At 31.7% G+C, this 23,976-nt stretch carries 21 protein-coding genes and 2 tRNA genes; 18 read left to right on the top strand and 5 right to left on the bottom strand.

Annotated features, from left to right (window positions below; translation table 11 throughout):
• The first annotated feature begins 160 nt into the window (after positions 1-160).
• From KPL37_RS09345 to KPL37_RS09335, 3 genes are all read left to right on the top strand, one after another.
• Positions 161-235 (top strand) — tRNA-Glu (locus tag KPL37_RS09345).
• 12 nt (positions 236-247) lie between these two features.
• Positions 248-322, top strand: a tRNA-Gln gene (locus KPL37_RS09340).
• 126 nt (positions 323-448) lie between these two features.
• Positions 449-3,778, top strand: coding sequence for a DEAD/DEAH box helicase (locus tag KPL37_RS09335; RefSeq protein WP_216148461.1), 3,330 nt, complete (start codon positions 449-451; stop codon positions 3,776-3,778).
• Between the two features lie 50 nt (positions 3,779-3,828).
• Here the strand turns inward: KPL37_RS09335 and KPL37_RS09330 are convergent, their stop codons facing one another.
• Entirely contained in the window at positions 3,829-4,653 is an 825-nt protein-coding gene (locus KPL37_RS09330; RefSeq protein ID WP_216148458.1) for an MBL fold metallo-hydrolase, read from the bottom strand.
• A gap of 173 nt (positions 4,654-4,826) precedes the next feature.
• Between KPL37_RS09330 and KPL37_RS09325 the strand changes: the two genes are divergently transcribed.
• Together KPL37_RS09325 and KPL37_RS09320 are read left to right on the top strand one after the other, a co-directional pair.
• Complete coding sequence (locus tag KPL37_RS09325; RefSeq protein WP_216148455.1) at positions 4,827-5,444, top strand: acetate uptake transporter; 618 nt, start codon at positions 4,827-4,829, stop codon at positions 5,442-5,444.
• A gap of 312 nt (positions 5,445-5,756) precedes the next feature.
• Positions 5,757-7,064, top strand: a complete 1,308-nt coding sequence (locus KPL37_RS09320) for a UDP-glucose dehydrogenase family protein (protein WP_216148452.1) — start codon at positions 5,757-5,759, stop codon at positions 7,062-7,064.
• A gap of 61 nt (positions 7,065-7,125) precedes the next feature.
• On the opposite strand, the gene KPL37_RS09315 is transcribed toward KPL37_RS09320, so the two are convergent.
• The 3 genes from KPL37_RS09315 to KPL37_RS09305 are packed head-to-tail and all read right to left on the bottom strand — an operon-like array spanning position 7,126 to position 9,696.
• Positions 7,126-8,121, bottom strand: a complete 996-nt coding sequence (locus KPL37_RS09315; RefSeq protein ID WP_216148448.1) for a GDP-mannose 4,6-dehydratase — start codon at positions 8,119-8,121, stop codon at positions 7,126-7,128.
• 17 nt (positions 8,122-8,138) lie between these two features.
• Complete coding sequence (locus tag KPL37_RS09310) at positions 8,139-9,275, bottom strand: glycosyltransferase family 4 protein (protein ID WP_216148445.1); 1,137 nt, start codon at positions 9,273-9,275, stop codon at positions 8,139-8,141.
• A 49-nt stretch (positions 9,276-9,324) separates the two neighbouring features.
• A complete protein-coding gene (locus KPL37_RS09305) occupies positions 9,325-9,696 on the bottom strand; it encodes a hypothetical protein (protein WP_216148442.1) in 372 nt (123 codons plus the stop codon).
• A 213-nt stretch (positions 9,697-9,909) separates the two neighbouring features.
• Here KPL37_RS09305 and KPL37_RS09300 point away from each other — a divergent pair, with 213 nt between their 5' ends.
• Positions 9,910-10,671 (top strand): exodeoxyribonuclease III, encoded by a 762-nt coding sequence (locus KPL37_RS09300; RefSeq protein ID WP_216148562.1) that lies wholly within the window; start codon positions 9,910-9,912, stop codon positions 10,669-10,671.
• A 130-nt stretch (positions 10,672-10,801) separates the two neighbouring features.
• Entirely contained in the window at positions 10,802-11,815 is a 1,014-nt protein-coding gene (locus KPL37_RS09295) for a WG repeat-containing protein (RefSeq protein WP_216148439.1), read from the top strand.
• Positions 11,816-11,922: 107 nt separating this feature from the next.
• On the opposite strand, the gene KPL37_RS09290 is transcribed toward KPL37_RS09295, so the two are convergent.
• On the bottom strand, positions 11,923-12,816 hold the full coding sequence (locus tag KPL37_RS09290) for a LysR family transcriptional regulator (protein WP_216148436.1): 894 nt from the start codon (positions 12,814-12,816) through the stop codon (positions 11,923-11,925).
• A 429-nt stretch (positions 12,817-13,245) separates the two neighbouring features.
• Here KPL37_RS09290 and KPL37_RS09285 point away from each other — a divergent pair, with 429 nt between their 5' ends.
• The 11 genes from KPL37_RS09285 to KPL37_RS09235 all read left to right on the top strand — a co-directional run bounded on the left by KPL37_RS09285 (position 13,246) and on the right by KPL37_RS09235 (position 23,767).
• Positions 13,246-14,043: a CoB--CoM heterodisulfide reductase iron-sulfur subunit B family protein gene (locus tag KPL37_RS09285; RefSeq protein ID WP_343216240.1), complete on the top strand. Its 798-nt coding sequence runs from the start codon at positions 13,246-13,248 to the stop codon at positions 14,041-14,043.
• A 19-nt stretch (positions 14,044-14,062) separates the two neighbouring features.
• On the top strand, positions 14,063-14,473 hold the full coding sequence (locus KPL37_RS09280) for a 4Fe-4S dicluster domain-containing protein (protein ID WP_216148433.1): 411 nt from the start codon (positions 14,063-14,065) through the stop codon (positions 14,471-14,473).
• 48 nt (positions 14,474-14,521) lie between these two features.
• Positions 14,522-16,507, top strand: coding sequence for a CoB--CoM heterodisulfide reductase iron-sulfur subunit A family protein (locus KPL37_RS09275; protein WP_216148430.1), 1,986 nt, complete (start codon positions 14,522-14,524; stop codon positions 16,505-16,507).
• A complete protein-coding gene (locus KPL37_RS09270) occupies positions 16,498-16,962 on the top strand; it encodes a hydrogenase iron-sulfur subunit (RefSeq protein WP_216148423.1) in 465 nt (154 codons plus the stop codon). The genes KPL37_RS09275 and KPL37_RS09270 overlap by 10 nt, the downstream gene beginning before the upstream one ends.
• A complete protein-coding gene (locus tag KPL37_RS09265) occupies positions 16,950-17,933 on the top strand; it encodes a 4Fe-4S dicluster domain-containing protein (RefSeq protein ID WP_216148421.1) in 984 nt (327 codons plus the stop codon). Before KPL37_RS09270 ends, KPL37_RS09265 begins: the two co-directional genes overlap by 13 nt.
• The gene (locus tag KPL37_RS09260; protein WP_246578210.1) at positions 17,930-18,964 is read left to right on the top strand and encodes a 4Fe-4S dicluster domain-containing protein; all 1,035 of its coding nucleotides are present in this window, start codon (positions 17,930-17,932) and stop codon (positions 18,962-18,964) included. The genes KPL37_RS09265 and KPL37_RS09260 overlap by 4 nt, the downstream gene beginning before the upstream one ends.
• Position 18,965: 1 nt before the next feature.
• Entirely contained in the window at positions 18,966-19,817 is an 852-nt protein-coding gene (locus KPL37_RS09255; RefSeq protein WP_216148418.1) for an FAD/NAD(P)-binding protein, read from the top strand.
• A gap of 62 nt (positions 19,818-19,879) precedes the next feature.
• Positions 19,880-20,560 carry a 4Fe-4S dicluster domain-containing protein gene (locus KPL37_RS09250; protein ID WP_216148415.1) on the top strand — a complete coding sequence of 227 codons (681 nt, stop codon included), beginning with the start codon at positions 19,880-19,882 and terminating at the stop codon, positions 20,558-20,560.
• A 50-nt stretch (positions 20,561-20,610) separates the two neighbouring features.
• Positions 20,611-22,221 carry an FAD-dependent oxidoreductase gene (locus tag KPL37_RS09245; protein WP_216148412.1) on the top strand — a complete coding sequence of 537 codons (1,611 nt, stop codon included), beginning with the start codon at positions 20,611-20,613 and terminating at the stop codon, positions 22,219-22,221.
• 139 nt (positions 22,222-22,360) lie between these two features.
• Entirely contained in the window at positions 22,361-23,203 is an 843-nt protein-coding gene (locus KPL37_RS09240; RefSeq protein WP_216148410.1) for a fumarate hydratase, read from the top strand.
• A gap of 12 nt (positions 23,204-23,215) precedes the next feature.
• Positions 23,216-23,767 carry a Fe-S-containing hydro-lyase gene (locus KPL37_RS09235; RefSeq protein WP_216148407.1) on the top strand — a complete coding sequence of 184 codons (552 nt, stop codon included), beginning with the start codon at positions 23,216-23,218 and terminating at the stop codon, positions 23,765-23,767.
• Positions 23,768-23,976 lie beyond the last annotated feature (209 nt).

Genomic DNA, 23,976 nt, shown 5'->3' with positions numbered 1-23,976 from the left:
TGTATGATAAAGGGTAGCAATGATATTAATAATATATTAAAAAAATAAAAACTATATATGTATAAAATAAATTATTTTAAATATTTATTTGACTTATGCTGTATTACGAGGTATACTATATCTCGTAGTGCAAATCACTACTAGCGCAAATAGCTAATATGGCTCCTTGGTCAAGAGGTTAAGACGCCACCCTCTCACGGTGGATTCAGGGGTTCAATTCCCCTAGGAGTCACCATTTATTTACTATTGGGGTGTAGCCAAGCGGTAAGGCACTAGACTCTGACTCTGGCATTCGCAGGTTCGAATCCTGCCACTCTAGCCAAAATTTTAATCAAATTAAAAATAATATTTTTTAATATGATAAATATAAGTAATTCTAGCATAAATTTATTTTGCTAGGATTATTTTTTTATATATTAAAGTATTGAGAGTGATAATTTATCTGAAAATGTTTTTTAGAAATATATATGCACCAAAAACTAGAAAACTTGATGGGGTGAAATTTTTGATCGATATTAATGAAGATATAATACGAGAAAATACTGATAAAGAAACTTATAAAGTTGGCAAAAATCATTATTTAAGTAATAAAGTTAAGAACATAGATTTAGAAATAGAAGATTTGGATAATTATACACGAACTACGATAATTTCAAATGTAGAATCATCAAGTCTTGATTTATATAAAGTGGAGATAAATTTTGATGATATTAATTTATTTATAAATTATAATTGCGATTGCAATAAATATAGTTTTGGTTATTATGGATGCAGAAATATGTGCAAACATGTTGTGGCTACATTATTAAAGTACGTTTATGAGAAAGAACAAATTATTAAAGTGAAGAAAATGATTAAAACAAATAATTTAATTAAGCAAATAACTAATAATATTAATGTAGCTCAAAGAGCAAAAATATATTTAAATATAGATATCAAATATGAGTATGGATCTAGCAGCGATAATACAAAATCATTTGTGAGTTTAAAGATTGGTGAGGAGAAGCAATACGTAGTTAAAAACATAAAAGAATTTTTAATTTGTTATAATAAAAGTTTCGAGTCTATGGAATTTGGTAAGAAATTTACATATAATCCTTGTTTGCATTCTTTTAAAGATGAAGATCTAAATATAATAGAGCTATTTAAAGAAGCAGGTGAACTGCAATCCGTTGCAGGGGCTGCAAATACATATAAGAGTAATGCAGTAAAGTTTCTGTCGGGTAAAAAAGCTTTTTTTACAGATAGTATGATTAAAAGATTATTAAGGTACTTATACAATAGAGAGATAACGGTTGTTATAAAAGGTGAAACGTTTGTTAATGTACACATAGAAAAGGAACCTATGCCTCTAGAATTTAATATAAATAGGGAAGACAATAAATTTATATTAAAGCAAAAGGATAATATGCCTATTTCACTAACCAGTGATGGTGAATTCTTTTTCTATGAAGGAAAAATATATGAGCCACCAGTTACACAAAGGGATGCATATATGCCTTTTTATAATAGATTTAACGATGAAAAAAATGGGTATATAGAATTTTATGAAGAAGAGAAAGATGATGTAGCATCATTTGTACTTCCAACATTAAATAAAATAAGTAGTAATGTTAATATAGATATGTTACTTAAAAATGAATTTTATGTAAAAGAGCTTAAGGCAATTATTTATTTTGAAAAAAAATCTGAAAATGTTGAGGCTCTTATAACTTTCAAATATGGAGATATAGAGATAAACCCTTTTAATAGTAAAGATAACAAAGCACAAGAGGGAAGAGCGCTTGTAAGAGATATGGATAAGGAAATGAGTATTATAAACCAATTTGATGAATTTGGGTTTGTTCGTACTAATAATAGTTTTAAAATGTTAGATGAGGAAAAACTTTTAAAGTTTTTAGTTTCAGGACTCGCAAAGCTCCAGGAAATGGCGGATGTTTATTATTCTGAGGAATTTAAAAAAATTAGTGTGCATGGAAATTCTGGGTATAAGTCTAATATTACTCTCAATAAGGATAATCTATTAGAATTTAACTTCAGTATTGAAGGTGTAGATAATATTGAACTTAAAAATATTTTCGCATCACTAAGAGAAAAGAAAAAATATCATAGGCTTAAAAATGGAAGTTTTGTCTTGCTAAATTCTAATAATTTGCAGAAAGTTGCCCAAATGATAGATTATTTAAATATAAAAGACAAAGATGTTTCAAAGAATAAAATTCTGCTTTCTAAATATAATGTTTTATATATAGAAGAAAAATTAAAACGAGAACAAATGGATTTTGTTAATACAAATAAAAAATTTAAAGAATTAGTTTATGATTTAAAAAATACAAAGGAATTGAAAGTAACAATTCCAAGTTCTTTAGATAATATAATGAGAGATTATCAAAAGGTTGGATTTAAATGGTTAAAAACTCTTGCTAAATGTGGATTTGGAGGAATACTCGCGGATGAAATGGGTCTTGGAAAAACGCTCCAAGCTATAGCATTTATTCAGTCTGAAGTGGAGGAGAATGACAACAAACAACCAACACTCGTAATATGTCCAACTTCAGTTGTATATAATTGGAAGGACGAAATAGAGAAGTTTGCACCAACACTAAACTGTATAGTAATATCCGGTAATAAACGTCAGAGAGAAGAACAAAAACAAAACATAAAGGACAATGATGTGGTTATAACTTCGTATGCTCTTATAAGGCGAGACCTTGAGGATTATAAAAAAATTCAATTTAGGTATTGTTTTATAGATGAGGCTCAATTTATTAAAAATTTTAATTCTCAAAATTCCGCTGCTGTAAAAAGTTTGAATTCTTTAGGCAGATTTGCACTTACAGGAACACCTATTGAAAATTCACTTACTGAACTTTGGTCAATTTTTGATTTTATAATGCCGGGTTATATGTTAAATCATAGTGCTTTTTCAAAAAAATTCGAAGCTCCAATTGTGAAAGATGGAAATACAAACGCATTAAATGAATTAAATAATCATGTAAAGCCATTTATACTTAGGCGAACAAAGGGTGAGGTTGCAAAAGATTTACCAGCAAAAATAGAACATAGAATTTCAGTGGAAATGACAGAGGAGCAGAAAAAAATCTATTTAGCTTATTTAAAGGATGCTAAAGGAGAATTAGAAGAAGATGTTAGGGAGAAAGGATTTAATAAAAGCAAGTTTAAGGTACTTTCAATATTAACAAGGTTAAGGCAGATATGTTGTGATCCATCTACTTTTATAGAAAATTATAATGGAGGTAGTGGTAAAATGGAAGCTTTAGATGAAATCTTAGCTAATAGTTTAGAAGAAGGCCATAGAATATTAATATTTTCTCAATTTACGAGAGTTTTAAAGAATATTGCGAGTAGGTTAGATGATAAAGGAATAAACTATATGTATCTTGATGGTTCAACAAAAGCAGAAAAAAGAGTCAAGATGGTGAAGGGTTTTAATCAAGGAGAATCACAGGTATTCTTAATATCTCTAAAAGCTGGTGGGACTGGTATCAACCTTACAGGTGCAGATATGGTTATACACTTTGATCCTTGGTGGAATCCGGCCGTAGAAGCTCAAGCCACAGATAGAGCTCATAGAATTGGACAGAAAAAAACAGTAGAGGTTATAAAATTAATAGCAAGAGGAACTATAGAAGAGAAAATATTTAAGCTACAACAAAAGAAAAAAGAAATTACTGATAGTGTTATTAATGATGAAACAGGAGCAGAATTGTTCTTATCGCAGATGAGTCAAAATGATATTGCAGATTTATTTGTCTAAAAAGCAGGCATAGACCGAAATTAGGGTTCTATTGCCTGCTTTTGGGTTATTTATAATTTTACAGTTTGACCTATATCAATAATTTTTATGCTACCATCATTTATTCTTTTTAATGTATTAACAGTGTCTTCATCTTTGTCTTGAGCTAAAATATATGTTTTATAATGAATAGGTATCATTAATTTAGCCTTTGTCATTTTAAACATTTTAAAACTTTGCTCTGGAGAACAGTGCATCTCTTGAAATTCATCAGGTTTATAGCAGCCTACAGGCATGATAGCTACATCTGCAATTAAATTTTTATATGCATCTGTAAATGCAGTGTCCCCAGCAAAAAAGATCTTTTCAAGGCCGTTTTCAATTATATATGAGTTGCTTTCAGCTTCAGCTCCCCAAGGGTAACGCCTTCCATCATGATTTGCTTTTAATGCCTTTATTTTTATGTAGCTGTCACAATACGATTCATTAGGTTTTAGAAGTACTATATTTTTAAAACCTAAAATTTTAAAAGGAATTTTTAAATTTTTAGGAGCAATCACTATAGCACTTTTGTTTATTTTCCTAAGAGTTGAATAATTCATATGGTCCATATGACCATGAGAAAGAAGTAGGTAATCGATAGGAATAGAGGTTAAGTTCAAAGATGGTTTAACTAATCTTCTTAGTTCACCAAGATTTAGACTAGTTACGGGATCGGTTACTATAATTTTATCATTTAAATTAATAACTACAGTAGCATGGCCTACCCAATGAATAGAATTTCTTACTATAGGCTCATATAATGGCGTTTTTAAGGGTTTAAAGTATAACTTAAAATTTCTATAATGTAACTTATACATATATTCAATTATTTTAGCTAATCTAGCAAAGATCATTTTATACCTCTTATTTCTTTATTGTATATTTTTAATATTGTCTAAGTCATTATACCATAACACATAAAAATTAAAACATTATGCAAATCATTGTTAAATAATTGACAATATCACTTTTTTCTGATATTTTATTATTATAATAACTAATATATCAAAGAAGAGGGGGGAGAATTATGATTACAAACGAAATACAAAATGTAAAAATTACTAATGCAGATCCATCTGCTTTAGGATTATTTGGACTTGCAATGGTAACGCTTGTGGCATCCTCACAAAAACTTGGACTTACTGAAGGTGTATCTTTTATACTTCCATGGGCTATATTCTTAGGTGGATTTGCTCAACTGTTTGCATGTATAAATGATTCGAAACGTAATAATGTATTTGGTGCGACAGCTTTTGGTGCTTTTGCATTCTTTTGGATGTCTGTTGCTTTGTCATGGATAATTAAAGCTGGTGCGTTTGGCCATGCTTTAGCATCAACAGTAGACGCTAAGCAGTTAGGTGTTGCTTATGTTGGATACTTGATATTTTCATTGTTTATGACTATAGGAGCATCAGAAACTAATAAGGTACTTTTTTTAATTTTTGTATTAATTGATTTTTTATTCATAGGATTAGCACTTAGCACTTTTGAAATCATGTATGAATTTTCACATGGACTAGCGGCTTATTCTGAATTGTTAATTGCTATAGTTGGTTTTTATGGTTCTGGGGCCGCAGTTTTAAATTCTCACTTTGAAAAACAATTTTTACCTGTTGGAAAACCATTTGGTATATTTAAAAGATAACTTATTTAAAGATTAGAATGGTATAAAATTATTTTTTTTAATGTAAACGTATTAATTATAAGTAATTAACAAAAGCATCATATTGCATATAGGCAATATGGTGTTTTTGTTTTAACTCATAAAAGTTAATCAACTTTCACCAATTGATGATTAGCTTCATATAGTATTTATATATGAGAAATCATGCTTTTTAATATTACAATAAACTAATAGTACAAGATCAGCTATTAATTTACGAGTGAAAATAATTGATAAACGCGTATGTGTAGATGATAAAAAATGTGATACTATCAAAGAGGAGAATGTGATTGTATGAATATATGCGTTATTGGAGCTGGATATGTAGGACTTATAACGGCATTGTGTTTTGGTAAGAAAGGAAATAAGGTAATTTGTGTAGAAAAAAGCTTAGATAAATTAAGTATGCTTAATAATGGTGTACCAACTATATTTGAGGATGGATTAGACGAATTATTAAAAGAAGCTTTAGATATAGGTAGTGTTCGGTTTACAGAGAATTTGGAAATAGGAGTTAAATCGTCAGATATAATATTTATTGCTGTAGGAACTCCAACAAAGGATAATTGGGATGTAGATATTGGACAAGTAGACGCAGTAATAAATTTAATAGCCCCTTATATTGATGAATATAAAATAATAATAACTAAAAGTACAGTGCCTGTTGGTACTCAAAAATATATAACGCGCAAGTTATTAGAAAATCATGTACCAAAGGAATACTTTAGTGTGGTTTCTAATCCTGAATTTCTAAGAGAGGGAAAAGCTATACATGATTTTTTTTATGGTGATAAAATAGTTGTGGGCTCAGAATCACAAAAAGCTTTAGAAATAGTGAGAAAATTATATGAACCGTTTAAAATAAAGATGGTAATAACTACTCCTGAAACAGCAGAATTAATTAAATATACATCTAACGCAATGCTCTCTGTCAAAATTTCTTTTATGAATGAAATAGCTAATCTTTGCAATAAAGCTTGCGCTGACATTGATGTAATTGAATACGCTTTAGGACTGGATAAAAGAATTTCACCGTTATTTTTAAAAGCCGGAATAGGATATGGTGGGTCTTGTTTCCCGAAAGACACAAAAGCATTAATTAAAATATCAGAAAATTATAATTGTAATCTTAATATTATAAAAGCTGCTGTAGATGTAAATGAAAAGCAGAGAGGTTTACCGGTGAATATATTATTGGAACATTATAAAATAATTAAAGGCAAAACAGTAGCTATATTAGGTCTAACGTTTAAACCTGATACGGATGATATTAGGGAAGCTCCATCTTTATATATAATCGAAAAATTATTAAAAAATAAAGTTAATATAAAAGTATATGATCCTATGGTTACAAATCAAATAAAAAATATATTTCCAAATATAATTTATTGCAGTGAAATGTATGAATGTTTAGAAGAATGTGATGCAATGATAATTTGTACAGAGTGGAGTGAGTTCTATAGCATAGATTTATGTAAGGTTAATGAGATTATGAGTGAATCTGTAATAATTGATGGAAGAAATATACTGGATATAAAGAAAATTAAAGAGGCCAATATTAAAGCATATTATTCTATAGGTAAAGGAAATATTATAAATTAAAAAAAACAAGCAAAATGGCTATTACTTTAAATAATAAGGTAGTAGCCATTTATTTGTATTATTAATATAATGGGACAGTTTTAAACCATTTTACAAATTTATGAATCCCATTTTCAAAATTTGTTGTTGGATTATAACCTAGAATTTCTTTGGATTTAGAAATATTAGCATAAGTTACATTCACGTCACCAGCTTGCATAGGTAAATATTTAATGATAGCCTTAACACCTATTTCGAGTTCCAATCTTTCTATCATATATTTGAGCGTGATTGTACTAGATCCACCTAAATTGAAAATTTCATACTTGTTATTGTTTCTATTTGTCCATGTTATGACATTATTTATGCCTTGAACGATATCATCTATATAAGTGTAGTCTCTTTGCGTAGTACCATCTCCAAAAATAGAAATTTCTTTTCCGTTTAACATAGACGATGTAAATTTGTAAATTGCAAGATCAGGTCTTTGTCTTGGACCATATACAGTGAAAAATCTAAGGCAGGCTATATTAAATCCATACAGATGATTATAAACATGACATATTAGTTCGCCAGATTTTTTAGTAGCTGCATAAGGTGAGATTGGCGAATCTACAGAGTCTGATTCAGCGAAGGGAATCTTTTTATTATTACCATATACAGAAGAAGAGGAAGCAAATATAAATTTATTTATGCTATATTTATTACATAAGTCTAATAAGTTTAGTGTCCCACATACATTTACTTCATTATATAAAAGTGGGTCAATAATAGATGGGCGAACACCAGCCATTGCTGCAAGGTGAATTACTATATCTATTTTGTATAAATTAAATACTTTTGTCAAAAATATGGTATCTCGAATATCGCCTTCTTCTATTATCAAATTATCATCACTAATATAATTAATTTTCATTAGATTTTTCATATTTGTGATATTATTTATTTTTGCTTGTGGATTATAGAAATCATTAAAATTATCAATAATGATTATTTTATTACTTTTTCTTAATAAGTAATCACAGAGGGTAGATCCAATAAAACCTGCCCCCCCTGTTACTAAAATTGAATTATTCAATAGTCACCCCAATAAAATTATTTAGTGCTTTCAAAAAGTTTTAACAAATCATTAGCAAGTCTATTAAAATTATATTTTTCTTCAGCTAAATTTCGTCCATTAGTTCCTAACTTAAGTGATAAATCTTTATTATCTATAAGATGAATTATATTTTTTTCAAGAACCTTAGGGTTCTTATAATCATTTATTACAAACCCATTTACACCCTCCTCCATTACCTCTGCATTCCCACCTCGATTAGTAGTTATGATAGGAAGTCCTGCAGCCATAGCTTCATAATGAACACGTGCTAATGGTTCTTTCCATTGAGAAAAATTAACAAAAACATCCCCAATGCTATAATATTTTGGTATTTCATAAGGAGTTAGGAAACCTATAAAAATAACTGGTCCTTTTAGTTCTTTAGATAAGCTTTTCAATGAGTTGATATAATCAGTAGGTTCATCTACGCCATACCACTTACTTCCTATAATCACTAAAGCAGTATTTGGGTGCGACTCCATAACTGAATGCATAGCATCGAGTACTATATGGGTACCTTTTTTTGGTGTTAATCTACCTACATATAATATTGTTTTATAATTTTGAAGACCATATTTTGTACGAAGTATACTTCTATTAGACTCCTTATCATCATCCCAAATTGGTTTATATATACTACAATCTACTGCAGAATACACTGGATGAAGTTTATCTTTAGCGAATGGATACAATTCTTTTACGCCATTTGCAATAAACTGGCTTACTGTTGTGATAAAACTTACTCTATTAATACAATTCATTGCTAACTCATTACTAATTTTATTAAGTCCAAACATTTCATTATGAAGACTTAAACTAAAAGCACAAGTTAAGTCTTTACTTAAGAAAGGGACCCATCGAGGCCTATTAAACACATGAACTAAATCAAAATCATCTGTAAGATAGTGTTTTATCCCCTGAACATATTCGCTACTAGTGCTAGCAGGTAATCGTATATATTTTACACTTTTATCAGTAACCCTATTAGGCAGTTTAGGATCTTGAATACTAAACACCGTTATCTCATGGATTTTTGATAGCATGGGCAATGCACCTTCAAGATACATTTGGACAGCGCCACCATTAATAGGAGGAAAAGTAAGCTTTTCTGTGCAAATTATTGCTATTTTCATTATAGGACTCCTTTAAATCCAAGTTAGAACTTATCTATTATTTTCTGATTTATTTAAATTTAGAGGGTTCATAATCAAAGCTTATATTAGTATCTATTTCCATGCCATCATTGTTTATATTAGTATTTTCTTTGAACGTTTCAGCTAGCTTAGAGTTTTCTCCAAATTCTTCATTCTGATTAGGGTCTGACTTACTAGTTTTAGTTTGTTTAGGTTTTTCTCCCCAATTAACACTAATTGTAAAATCACCATAATTTTCATTACTATTAAATTTAACTAGGTAATCTAAATTTTCATAATCTGGTATTACAACAAGATGTCCATCTATTTTGAGTTTACTTTTAAATAATTTTATAATTTCATCCTTTAAAAAGAAGTAAAAATTTTCTTTATCTCCATTATATTTTTCTCTGTAATCCATAAATAACGCCACCTTTCACTATAATAGTATTCCCATTTAATCATAAGGGTGATAGTAATTAGATAAATTCAAAGAAAAAACATAAATAATTTTATATTTCTTAAGAGTATGTTATATTTATATTAGAAAATTTACATGTTAGATAAAAATTAGTAAACAATAAATATATAACTTGTTACTTATATAAAATAGTTTCATAAGGAAGGTGTTTTTATTAAAATTTATTCATGGAATGTAAATGGGATAAGAGCTATAAAAAATAAAGGATTTATTGAATGGATAACAAGGGAGCAACCAGAGATTTTATGTTTACAAGAAACAAAAATTCAAGATGATCAAATAAGTGATGAACTTAAGAATATTGAGGGGTATTATTCATATTTTTCTTGTGCACAGAAAAAAGGATATAGTGGAGTAGCTATATACACTAAGCAAAAACCGATATCTGTAACGCGAGGAATTGGAATAGAAAAGTTTGATAGTGAAGGGAGAATAGTGATAGCTGAGTTCGAGAACTTTACGCTTTTAAATATATACTTTCCAAATGGTCAGAAAGATGAGGATAGATTAAGTTATAAAATGGAATTTTATGATCAATTACTAAATTACTGTGAAAAGTTAAGGGAAAAAGGAAAGAAACTTATTATTTGTGGAGATTATAATACCGCTCATAATGTTATTGATCTTAAGAATCCAAAGGCAAATGAGAAATACTCAGGATTTTTACCTATAGAGAGGGAATGGATGGATAAATTTATATCTTATGGTTACGTTGATACTTTTAGATATATTCATCCAGAGGAAGTGAAATATTCTTGGTGGAGTTATAGATTTAAGGCTAGAGAAAAAAATGCAGGGTGGCGTCTTGACTATTTTTTTATAACAAAGGATTTATTAAACGAGCTGAAGGAAGCTTCTATTTTAAATGATGTTGTGGGATCAGATCATTGCCCTGTAAGCATTATTTTACAGTAATATTTTAGTATACATATAAAGTAGGGACATCAAATTACTTATTTAAACTAGTTCAGTGTATAATGATATTGTATTTAGTTAATTTATAATTTTTGAACTGGTTTTCAAAAAGTGAAAGGAAGTTTTAGTTATGGACAATAAGAATAATTTATATCCTGTGAAATTTAGGAAAAGATATGGGTATATAGATATGAAAGGTAGTATAGTTATAGAAAACAAATTTAATTATGCGCAGGAGTTTGAAGGCGACCTAGCAATAGCCGGTATAGATAATAAGTATGGCTTTATAAATAGGTTTGGAGAGTTTGTAATAGAGCCTAAATATGATGAAGTTATGATTTTTAATGAAGGCCTTGCAGCAATTAAATTAGGAGATAAGTATGGATATATTAATTTGAGTGGCAAAATTATAGTTGAACCTAAATATGATGAAACTAATTTCTTTATTGAAGGAAGAGCTGCAGTAAAGAGAGGGTATATGTGGGGATATATAGATAGTGAAGGCACGGAAATAGTATCACCAAAATATCTAGATGCTAACAATTTTAGTGAGGGTCTAGCAGCAGTTCAAATAGGTGGCAAGATAGCTTATATAGATAAGAATGGCAAAGTTATAATTGATGCAATTTATGATTATGCTAATGAATTTAATAGTGGAATAGCATCCGTTTGCTCTAAGGGTAAGTATGGGTATATTAACAATAGCGGGGAAATAATTATACCACTTCGATATAATGTTTGTGACCAGTTCAATGAAGGTTTAGCAGCGGTTGAAATAAGAGAGAAATATGGATACATAGATAATACTGGAGAGATTATTATAAAACCTAAATTTGAATGGGCTGACAAATTCTATGGAGGCATAGCCGTAATTTGTGAAAATGAAAAATATGGTTGTATCGATAAAAGTGGAAATATTACAATACCAACAAATTTTGAAGATATAGATATTATGAGTGAGGGTCTAATAGCTGCTCAAATAGGAGATTTATGGGGTTACATAGATTGCCTTGGTGAAATAATTATAGAACCGATTTATGAAGAAGCTTATGAATTTACTGAAGGAATTGCAAGGGTTGAAATAGGTAAAAGAATTGGATATATTAATAAAGTTGGGGAATATATTTGGGGATTACAAGCTTAAATGTTATGATAAAGCATCTATATATATTATAGGTGCTTTTGTTGTATATTTATATTCTCAATAAGAAAATTAACGGAAAAACCATAAAAAAATATCTCCATATTAACTTAATCTAAATTTTTTTGAGCGGTCAAGGGATTTGCATTTAGGAAATCTATAAATACTTTTGAAACAGTGGATAAATAACAATTTTTTCTCCAAACGAGAGCAATTTTTATAGGAATGGTAGTTTTTAATGGAATTTTTGTTATTTTATCATTATCTTCAACAATTTCCTTTAATAAAAAAGATATGCCAACACCACTTATAATAAGTCCCTTGATAGTTTCTAAGTGATTGGATGATAAAATAATATTAGGCTGTACATGTTTTTCATTAAAAGATTCTAATATTTTTTCCCTTATGTAGAAGCCTTCTTTTAGTAGGATAATAGGTTCTTTTTTAATATCTTCAAATGTAATAGTTGACTTTTTTCTTAGCGTATGTTCTTTTTTTAAGCAAACCAATAGTTCGCTATTTAAAATAGGCAAAGAAGTTAGTAGGTTATTATCTGAGTCACCTATAATAAGACCTAAATCCAAGTCTCCATTTTCTATCATTTGTCTTGTTTCAATAGACCCATATTCTACAATGTTGAGTTTGATATTTGGGTATAATTGTTTAAATTTAATAAATACTATAGGAAATATAAAGGTACCAATCATTGGGGGGATGCCTATTGTAAGTATGCCCTTTTTAAGATCTTGATAATCTTTCATTTCGGTAGTGGCATTGTCTACTAGTTTTAAAATCTCATCTACTCTCTTTAAAAAAACGTTTCCTTCAACTGTGGGGAAAAGTTGCTTTTTAGATCTGTCAAAGAGTACACAGGACAGTTCTTTTTCTAAATTCTTAATGGAATTGGTAATAGACGGTTGAGTTACGTAAAGTTTTTTTGCAGCTTGTGTAATACTATTTAATTGACAAACCATCTGAAAATATTGTAACTGTCTTAATTCCATAATGTAGCCTCCTAATTACAGATTTAAACTACGAAATCATAGCTGATTAATATTTTAAATTATAATAGAAAGCGTTATAATTTTAACGAAAATTAAATTAAATTATATAATATTAAAAAAATAAAAAAATACTTATTTGTTGATAAATGTAGATATACCAATAAAATTAAAAGAAAAAATGTTTTGTTATAGTAAATTTATAAGATGTTTCTTTATAATAGGCAAATACTATTATATCATAGTTTAATGGTATTTTAAATTTAGAATAATACATGTTATAATTTTAACAAGAAGTTAAGTGAAGCTTCATAATTTTTAAGAGATAAACGTTAACAGATAATATAAACATTTTTTACTAACTAGCATTAAAATATTAATAAATTGAAGGGAGGTGCAAATCTAGACTTATACATTTGTTTAAAAGTCTAGATGAAAAATATGAAGTATAGTTATTATCCAGGTTGTACGTTAAAGACGAAAGCTCAGAAATTAGAAAAGTATGCACTAGATTCTGCGAAAGTCTTGGGGTTTGAGTTAGAAGAGCAAAAAGAGTGGCAATGTTGTGGTGCGGTATATCCTATGGCCACTGATGAAATAGCTACTAAATTATCCGCAGTGCGTAGCCTAGTCGCAGCAAGAGATAAAGGTGAAAAGCTAGTCACTTTATGTGCAGCATGTCATCACGTGATTAAAAGAGTAAATGAAGATATGAAGACCAAAGATGATATAAAATCCAAGGTTAACAATTATTTGGACTTGCCAAAAGAATACGAGGGGGAGACACAAGTTCTTCACTATCTAGAAGTACTTAGAGATGAAATAGGATTTGATGAACTAGCTAAAAAAGTTACGAATCCTCTTACTAATCGTAAAATTGGTGCATATTATGGTTGTTTGTTACTTCGTCCAAGTAATACCATGAATTTTGATGACCCAGAAAATCCTTCTATTATAGAAGATTTTATAACAGCAATAGGAGCTATTCCAGTTATATATCCGTATAGAACTGAGTGTTGTGGAGGGTACCTTTGTTTAGAACAGAAGGATCTTGTAAACAAAATGACAGATAATATAATACAATCCGCTGTAAAAAATGATGCAGAAGAAATTGTTACTGCATGCCCCCTTTGTAAATATAACCTAGAAATTAGTAATGATGGGGCAAAAGATAAACTATCTATTACCTATTTCACAGAACTTTTAGCAGAAGCTTTAGGTGTTAAATAAGATAGGAGGAGATAGTGTAATGAAAAGAGTGAAAATATATTCCGGCAAAAGATCAAAAGAGTTAGAGCAAATTTTTCGAATTAGTGGGCAGAGGATACAAGATTGCATCCAGTGTGGAAAATGTTCAGCAAGTTGCCCTGCAAGTGAAGGTATGGATATTCTACCTCATCAGATCATAAGATTACTTCAGACAGGAGAACTAGACAAGGTTATAGAGAGTAAAACGATTTGGTCTTGCGCTTCATGTTTCACATGTTCTGAGCGTTGTCCTAGGGATATAGATATTGCAAACGTTTTAGAGGCAGTGCGACTTATAGTCATTAGGCGTTCAGGAGAAAATAGAATAAAAGCTGAAGATGTTATTAAAAAAATAGATGATAAAATGCCCCAACAGGCAATAGTAAGTGCATTTAGAAAATACAATAAATAATTTTTACATTAAAATAATGATACTATTATTTTTAAAGGAGGAATCAAATTGCAGAAAATTGGAGTTTTTGTTTGTTGGTGTGGAAGTAATATAGCAGCTACCGTAGACATTGATAAAGTCATAAAAGAAGCACAAAAAATGCCTGGAGTTGTATATGCTAAAGACTATCAATATATGTGTTCCGAAGTAGGTCAGAATTTGATCAAAAATGCGATAAAAGAGAAAAAATTAGATAGAGTTGTAGTAGCATCATGTTCACCTAGAATGCATGAAGCAACATTTAGAAAAGCGGCAAAGTCAGCAGGTTTAAATCCATATTTATTAGAAGTTGCAAATATTCGAGAACATTGTTCTTGGATTCATAAGGATAAAGAAATTGGCACACCTAAGGCCATTGCTCTTGTTAGAGCCGCAGTGGCTAAAGCAACATTAAATAGTGAACTTACACCAGGTCAAATAGATGTAACGAAAAGGGCACTTGTTATTGGTGGCGGAATAGCAGGAATCCAAACGGCTCTTGATATTGCTGAGGCTGGTTATCAAGTTGATATCATTGAGAAGTCACCAAGCATTGGTGGTAAGATGTCTCAACTAGATAAAACATTCCCAACACTAGATTGTTCGGCCTGTATTTTGACGCCGAAAATGGTAGATGCCGCGTCTCATGAAAATATAACATTATATACATACAGTGAGCTTGAGTCAGTTAAAGGATATGTTGGAAACTTTGAAGCAACTATTAACCAAAAGGCACGAAGTGTGAATATGGATAAGTGTACTGGTTGTGGCGTTTGTACTGAAAAATGTCCTTCTAAAAAAGCTAAAAGTGAGTTTAATGAAGGCTTAAGAAACAGAGGAGCCATTTATATGCAGTTCGCTCAGGCAGTACCAAACGTACCTGTTATAGATAGAGAACATTGTATTAAGTTTAAAACAGGAAAATGTGGGATATGCGAAAAAGTATGTACAGCGGGTGCCATTGATTTTTCTCAGGTAGATACTAAAATAACAAAACAATATGGTGCAATAGTGGTATCTACAGGTTATGATATTATAAGTTTAGATAAATTTGGAGAATACCAGTATGGGCAACATCCTGATGTAATAACATCTCTTGAATTTGAGAGATTAACAAATGCTGCGGGTCCAACAGCGGGTCATCTATTATGTCCATCAGATCAAAGAGTGCCTAAAAAAGTAGTGTTTATACAATGCGTGGGTTCAAGGGACAAGTCCTTAAGGGGTAAACCTTATTGTTCAAAAATTTGTTGTATGTATACAGCAAAACATGCAATGTTACTAAAGGATCATTATCCTGATATGGAGGCCTATGTTTTTTATATAGATGTTCGTACACCTGGGAAAAACTTTGAAGAATTCCAGAGAAGAGCTGTTGAAGAATTTGGTGTTCATTATATTAAAGGAATGGTAGGCAAAATCTTTCCAAATGGAGAGAATCTTCAAGTTAATGCTATTGATGCTTCGACTGGGGAGACAGTTCAAATTGATGCAGATATAGTAGTGCTCGCTGCGGCAACTAAGGCCAAAGATGATGCAACTACAATTAAAAGAATATTAGGTATAAGTACAGATACAAATAATTTTTTTACAGAGGCTCATCCAAAACTTCGTCCTGTTGAAACTCATTCTGCAGGAATATTTCTAGCAGGAGCATGTCAAGGACCAAAGGATATACCAGAAACAGTAGCACAAGCAAGTGCTGCAGCAGCAAAGGTAATTGGCGTATTAAGTAAGGATAAATTGGTTAACAATCCTTGTGTTTCGAAAGTAGATGAATCAATTTGTAGTGGATGTCTTGCGTGTACTAAAATATGTCCATATGATGCAATCTCATCAAAAACAATTGAAGTTAAAGAGAATGGAAATATAATTACTAAAATAGTTGCAAGTGTAAATGAAGCACTTTGTCAAGGATGTGGTGGATGTACTGTAGCTTGTCGTCCTGGTGCCATTGATCTTAAAGGATTTACTAATAAACAGATTTTAGCGGAGGTGGATGCAATATGTCGATAGAAGCCAAAAAAATTGAGGGGATAGATAAAAGTGAATTTGAACCCTTAATTGTAGCTTTTTGTTGTAACTGGTGTAGTTATGCAGGCGCAGATTTAGCGGGGACAAGCAGATTAGCTTATCCTGCCAATGTTAAAATTATTAGGGTTCCATGCTCATGTAGAGTAAGTGAAAACTTTATACTTCGTGCATTCCAACATGGGGCTGACGGTGTAGTAATTGCCGGTTGTCATCCAGGGGATTGCCATTATACAAGTGGGAATTATCATACAAGACGTCGTTTTTCAATTTTGACAAATTTGCTTGTATTTATGGGTATAGAAAAAGAACGTTTTAGAGTGGATTGGATTTCAGCAGCCGAAGGACAAAAATTTTCAAGCGTTATGAATGACGTATTAGAGAAAGTTCATAAACTTGGCCCTAATAGAAAGTTGAGGGATGAAAGATGGATAAGATAACAAAAAAAATAAGAGAGACCGCAAAATTAGCCCTAGAAAATGGGGAAGTAGAAAAAATTATAGGCTGGGAAAAGGGCGATACATTTGATGATTCTTATCCCGTATTTATTACAGAGGTCGATAAAGTAGATTCTTTAGTATGGGATTGTTTCTGCGTTAACAACCTAAGTAAATACTTGCTTAAGGAATTAAAAGATAATAAAAAAGTAGGTATATTTTTAAAGGGATGCGATTCTCTTGGATTTAACCAACTGATAAATGATAACAGAATAGATCGCGATAAGGTTGTTGTATATGGAATAAGTTGTCCTGGCATGATTGACCCAGAGAAAGTAAAAAAAGAAGGATTAAATAAAGGTCTATTAAGCGTTAAAAGATCTGGGGATGAAATTATATTTGTAAAAAAAGATGGTGAAAAGAAGGTTACCTCAAAGGAATTTGAATATGATAAATGTATTAGATGTAGACGACCTAATCCTGTAGTTTATGATCAGTTGATGTCGGATGCTGTAACTAGAGAAGTAGATCCACTAGAACGATTTAAAGAAGTGGAAAAACTTGAAGCTCTAACTGATAAAGAACGATCTGATTTTTGGTCTGCTCAATTTTCAAAATGCATAAGATGTAATGCTTGTCGTAATATATGTCCTGCATGTAATTGTGTAAAATGTATTTTTGACAATGATAAGGCAGATGTATCAGGTAAAGCAAATGTAGAAAGTGAAGATCAGTTCTATCATGTTATTAGGGCTTACCACGTTGCTGGTCGTTGCGTAGACTGTGGAGAATGTAGCAGAGTATGTCCAGCTAATATACCGCTTTACTTATTAAACAGTAAAATTATGAAAGATATAAACGAACTTTACGGTGAATATGATGCAGGAGTAGATCCAGCTAAACAAGCTCCAATAGGTATGTTTAAACTGGATGATAGTGATTCATTTACATCGCATGGAGGTGAAAAAAAATGATGAAGAAAATATTAAAGAATAAGTTTTCAGAGCTTTTTAGTATTATTGATAAATCCTATGAACTGTTTTTACCTATTGAAGTGGATGGAAAAGTAAACTTTGATATGTGGAAACAAGGAGATGCGGTGAATGTAGAAAAACTGAAAACAAATATTTCACCAAAAAGTTTTATTTTCCCTCAAAGTGAAACCTACTTAAAGTTTAAAAGGGATGGCAAAAAACTTGAACTAAAGAATGTAGGAGGAAAGAAAGAGGAGTACGTATTATTTGGGGTAAGGCATTGTGATGCAAGGAGTTTTAAGTTACTTGACAATGTATTCCTGGGTGAGCCTGTAGATGCTTTATACGAGGAAAGGCGGACAAAAGGAACTATCGTTTCAATGGCCTGTTTTAATCCTTCGGAAACTTGTTTTTGTAGCTCATTTGGGATTAAGCCAGAAACAGCGTCTGAAGAAGTAGATGTTAACACCTGGGATATTGGGGATAGCATACTTTGGAATCCACAAACTCAAAAAGGTGAAAACTTAACAAAAAAATTAATTGATATTTTAGAGGATGTTACAGAGCAAGATAAAAGTGAATTAAAGGTATTACAAGAAGCTACAAAAGAGAAAGTGAAAGATCTTCCTTTGGCAAATATAAATCCTAAAAAAATAACTGGAGAGCTTAATGAGTTATTTGAATCTGAAATTTGGGGAGAACTTAGTGAGCGATGCTTAGGATGTGGTTCATGTACTTATGTATGTCCTACTTGTCATTGTTATGATATTTCTGACTTTAAAGGTGATACATCGGGAGAAAGGTTCCGTTGTTGGGATTCATGCATGTTTTCGGACTTTACTCTTATGGCACATGGAAATATCAGAAAAACTCAAAAGGAAAGATTCAGGCAGCGTTTCATGCATAAGCTTGTTTATTATCCCAATAATAATGAGGGCGTATATGGATGCGTTGGATGTGGAAGGTGCGTTGAAAAATGCCCAGTTCATTTGGATATTGTTAAAGTAATTAAAAAGTTGGGTGGTGAATAAAATGAGCTGTACTTGTAATGAACATGAACATGTAAATCCTTTAATGCCAGAAATAGCCGAGATAGTTGACATTATGGAAGATACACATGATGTAACTACTTTTAAAGTTACAAAACCTGGTGGTGGAAAACCATTTGAACATATGCCAGGTCAATGTGCGATGATTTCGGTTCCTCCATTTGGAGAAGCTATTTTCTCAATCACTTCTTCTCCAACGCAAAAGAATTATATGGAGTTTAGTGTAAAAAGATGTGGTGTGGTTACAGAATATCTACATGGTTTAGAGGTAGGAAGTGAAATTGGAATAAGAGGACCCTATGGAAATAATTTTCCTGTTGATGATGAACTAAAAGGAAAAGACCTTCTTTTCATCGGTGGTGGCATAGGCTTAGCACCTATTCGCTCTGTTATAAACTATGTAATGGATAATAGAGAGAATTATGGAAAGGTAGATATTCTATATGGATCAAGATCACCTGAAGATCTTGTCTTTCAAAAGGATATTTTTGAAAACTGGCCATCAATGCCTAATACAAAGGTTCATTTAACTGTTGATAGAGAAGCCGAAGGGTGGGAAGGACATGTAGGATTTGTTCCATCTTACGTTAAAGAAATTGAATTTAGTGCTGATAAAGTAGCCTTGTTATGTGGGCCGCCTATCATGATTAAATATACTCTTCAAACACTTATGGAAATAGGATTTAAGAAGGAGCAGGTATATACAACGTTAGAATTAAAAATGAAATGCGGCGTAGGAAAATGTGGACGTTGTAATATTGGAGATAAGTATGTGTGTAAAGATGGTCCAGTATTTAGATGCGATGAAATAGATGAACTTCCTGATGAATATTAATATTAATAAAAAAACAGTTCAAACCATCCCATTAGAGATTTGGGATAAAGGAGGCATATAAAATGTCCAACAAAGAAATGGTGGAAATATATATATTAAATAAAAAATATTCTGTACCTTCAAGTCTTACAATTATGGATTCAATGGAATATGCAGGGTACAAATTAGTAAGAGGATGTGGATGTAGGGGCGGCTTTTGCGGTGCTTGTTCCACAATATATAGAATCAAAGGCAAGAATGAATTAAAGGTATGTTTAGCATGTCAAACTAAGGTTGAAGATGGTATGTATCTTACTCAATTGCCATTTTTCCCTGGAGATAAAAGAACTTATGATATGAACGAACTAGCGCCAACAGCTGATACAATGATGAAACTTTATCCTGAAATATATAGCTGTATTGGTTGTAATTCATGTACTAAAGGGTGCCCACAAGGGCTTAATGTTATGCAGTATATTGCCAGTGCTCAAAGAGGGGATATCGAGAAATGTGCTCATGAATCTTTTGATTGTGTTATGTGCGGAATCTGTGCTTCTAGGTGCCCTGCAGGTATAACTCATTATCAAGTAGCAATGCTTGCTCGAAGACTTACAGGCAAATACATTGCCCCTGAAACAGAAGATTTGACAAAAAGGGTGAAAGAGATTCAAGAAGGCGAGTATGATAATTCAATGAAAGAATTAATGATTAAAAGTATAGATGAATTAAAGGAATTATATAACACAAGAGATATTACAAAGTAAAGAGCACCAATAAATCTCATAAAATATAGGGTTACCAGGGAGGTATTTTAATGTATACAGCAGAAATGAGGGTGCTAATAAAGAAGGTAGAGGCCACCCGTGAGCAAAGACTAGGAGTTCAGTTTCCGAGGATGAGTGCTAAGGAAAAGGAAGATATATTAAAGGAAAATTATCCGGATTATAAGGAAGATGAGTTCAAAAATTTAAGTGTTGGACCGAGCAAAGGATCTAAGGTTCCATTACAACTTGCAGAACTTATTGAAGCTAAAAGTAGACTTAAAAATTTAGATATGGATTTAACTAAAGTAGATTATGATGTAGATGTTTTAATAATAGGTGGAGGAGGAGCTGGAGCCTCAGCAGCTCTGGAAGCCCACAAAACAGGAGCCAATGTATTAATTACCACAAAATTACGTTTTGGTGACGCCAATACGATGATGGCTGAAGGTGGAATACAGGCTGCAGATAAGCCAGATGATTCTCCTGCAAAACATTACATGGATGTAATGGGAGGTGGACATTTTACCAATAAAAAAGAACTTGTTAATGCTCTTGTAATGGATGCTCCAGGAGCAATAAAATGGTTGAATGAACTTGGGGTAATGTTTGATAAAGAAAAAGATGGTACAATGGTCACTACCCACGGAGGTGGAACATCAAGAAAAAGAATGCATGCTGCTGCCGACTATTCAGGAGCTGAAATCATGCGTGTCCTTAGGGATGAAGTTATTAACAAAGGTATCGAAGTGGTAGAATTCTCACCCGCTGTGGAGATAATCCTAGACAAAGATGGTAAGGCTGCTGGAGCTGTATTATTTAATATAGAAACAGAGGAATATCTAATAGCAAGAGCTAAAACTGTTATTATAACAACAGGAGGTGCAGGACGACTTCATTATCAAGGTTTTCCTACAACAAATCATTATGGTGCTACAGCGGACGGGCTAATCCTAGGATATAGAGCAGGAGCTGAACTCATTTTCGCAGATGCTGTGCAGTATCACCCTACAGGAGTAGCATATCCTCCACAAATTTTTGGAGCACTTGTTACGGAGAAGGTTCGTAGTTTAGGGGCGACACCTCTAAATATTGATGGTGAGCAATTTACTTATCATCTTGAAACCAGGGATGTAGAAACATCTGCATTAATTAGAGAATGTCATATAAGAAATAAGGGTATTGATACAGCTGCAGGGGAAAAAGGCATATGGTTAGATACTCCTTTAATAGAATTAATTAATGGTGAAGGAACAATTGAAAAGAGACTTCCAGCAATGCTCAGAATGTACCAAAAATTTGGTATTGATATGAGGATAGATCCAATTCTCGTATATCCAACACTACATTATCAAAATGGAGGGCTTTTAATTGGTGAAAATGGTCAAACTAAGGTAGAAAACCTTTATGTGGCAGGAGAAGCTTCAGGGGGAATCCACGGTAGTAACAGGTTAATGGGTAATTCACTATTAGATATTATTGTTTTTGGACGTAGAGCTGGAGCACATGCAGGTGAAAATTGCAAAAAAGTTAATGTGAAAGAACTTAGCCTTGACCATGTTAAAAAATACCACAAGAGCCTTGAGGAAAACGGCATAGTCACAGACAAAATTTCTCCTATGTTGTTACCACATTATACTCATGGAAGAGAAAATAATAAATAATACTATATAGGCAGAGTTTTACTAAGCCTTGGATTATTTGTTTTTATAAAACTAAATGTAATATAGCTTGAAAGGCGATGATATAAAGGAAATAGATTATTGCGTTGAAAATAAAAAAAATGAAAGGAGTTGTTGGTTCATGCGTAAAGTGGATGTAAAAGAAATTGAAAATGCTTTAAAAGACATGAGTATTAAGACTAATTTTTATGTGGGAGAAGACGTATTAGGTGCTTTTCATAAAGCCGAAAAGGAAGAAACATCTCCTGTAGGAAGAGATATAATAAGTAATTTGCTTAAAAATGCTGAAATTGCAAAAAACGACCAAGTTCCAATTTGTCAGGATACAGGTATGGCTGTAGTATTTGTAGAAGTAGGTCAAGAGGTTGAGTTAATAGGTGGAAATATTACAGATGCTATTAATGAAGGAGTACGACGTGGATATAAAGAAGGATATTTAAGAAAATCCGTTGTAGAAGATCCTTTAAAAAGAAAAAACACAGGAGATAATACTCCTGCTGTAATCTATTATGATATTGTGCAAGGTGATAAAGTCAAAGTAACATTAGCTCCAAAAGGTTTTGGTAGTGAGAATATGAGTAGATTAAAAATGCTTAAACCATCAGATGGTTTAGCTGGTGTACTTGATTTTGTTGTAGAAGCGGTTTCACTTGCAGGTCCCAATCCATGTCCACCTATTGTTGTAGGTGTTGGAATTGGAGGCACATCAGATAAAGCAATGTATCTTGCTAAGAAAGCTTTAACGAGAGATATTGGTAGTCATAATGAAGCAGAGCATTTAAAAGAAATTGAGTTAACTTTACTAGAGAAAATTAACGCACTAGGAATAGGACCTCAAGGACTAGGTGGAAATACTACAGCCCTTGCCGTTAATGTGGAAGCTTTTGCAACACATATTGCTGGATTACCAGTGGCAGTAAATATTAACTGTCATGTTGCAAGACATGCAATAACAATAATATAGGGAGGGGTAAAAATGGAAATTAAGCATATAACTACTCCATTAACACAGGAGAAGTTAAAAAATTTAAAATCAGGTGATAGTGTCTTAATATCAGGAACTATGTATACAGGAAGAGATGCAGCTCATCAGAGGTTGGTAGATGCAATTAACAATGGCGATAAATTACCTTTTGATCCAAAAGATGCCATTATATATTATGTAGGACCTGCTCCAACTAAACCTGGAAATGTAATAGGATCTGCTGGTCCAACTACTAGTTATAGAATGGATGATTTGACTGTTCCACTTCTTGAATTAGGTCTTACTGGAATGATTGGAAAAGGGCTTAGAAGCAAAACTGTAGTAGATTCAATGAAGAAAAATGGTGCTATTTATTTTGCTGCAATAGGAGGAGCTGGAGCTCTTATTTCTAAATCAATAAAAGAATGCGAAATTATTGCTTTTGAAGATTTAGGCCCTGAAGCCGTTAGAAAACTTACTGTAATAGATTTTCCGGCCGTTGTTGTAATAGATAGTGAAGGTAATAATCTTTATGAGACGGAAAGAAAAAAATATCAAAAATAGAATAGTAAGATAACATAAAGATTATGGACATATTATCTAAGAAGCTTTTAATGCGTTAGTAGAAAGAGCTACAGGGGTAGTAAGAACACACTAAAATTGAGTAGTCACGGAAACTAATATGTAAAACTTGAATTTGTATGAAGTAATATCGAACTATAATTTTTGTGTTAAGAGAGCAGTTAGTAATAAAAATAGGCATAGCAAACAAG

Source organism: Clostridium frigoris, from assembly GCF_018861865.1.
GTDB lineage: Bacteria > Bacillota > Clostridia > Clostridiales > Clostridiaceae > Clostridium_AD > Clostridium_AD frigoris.
This window is presented reverse-complemented; position numbering and strand designations above follow the sequence as displayed.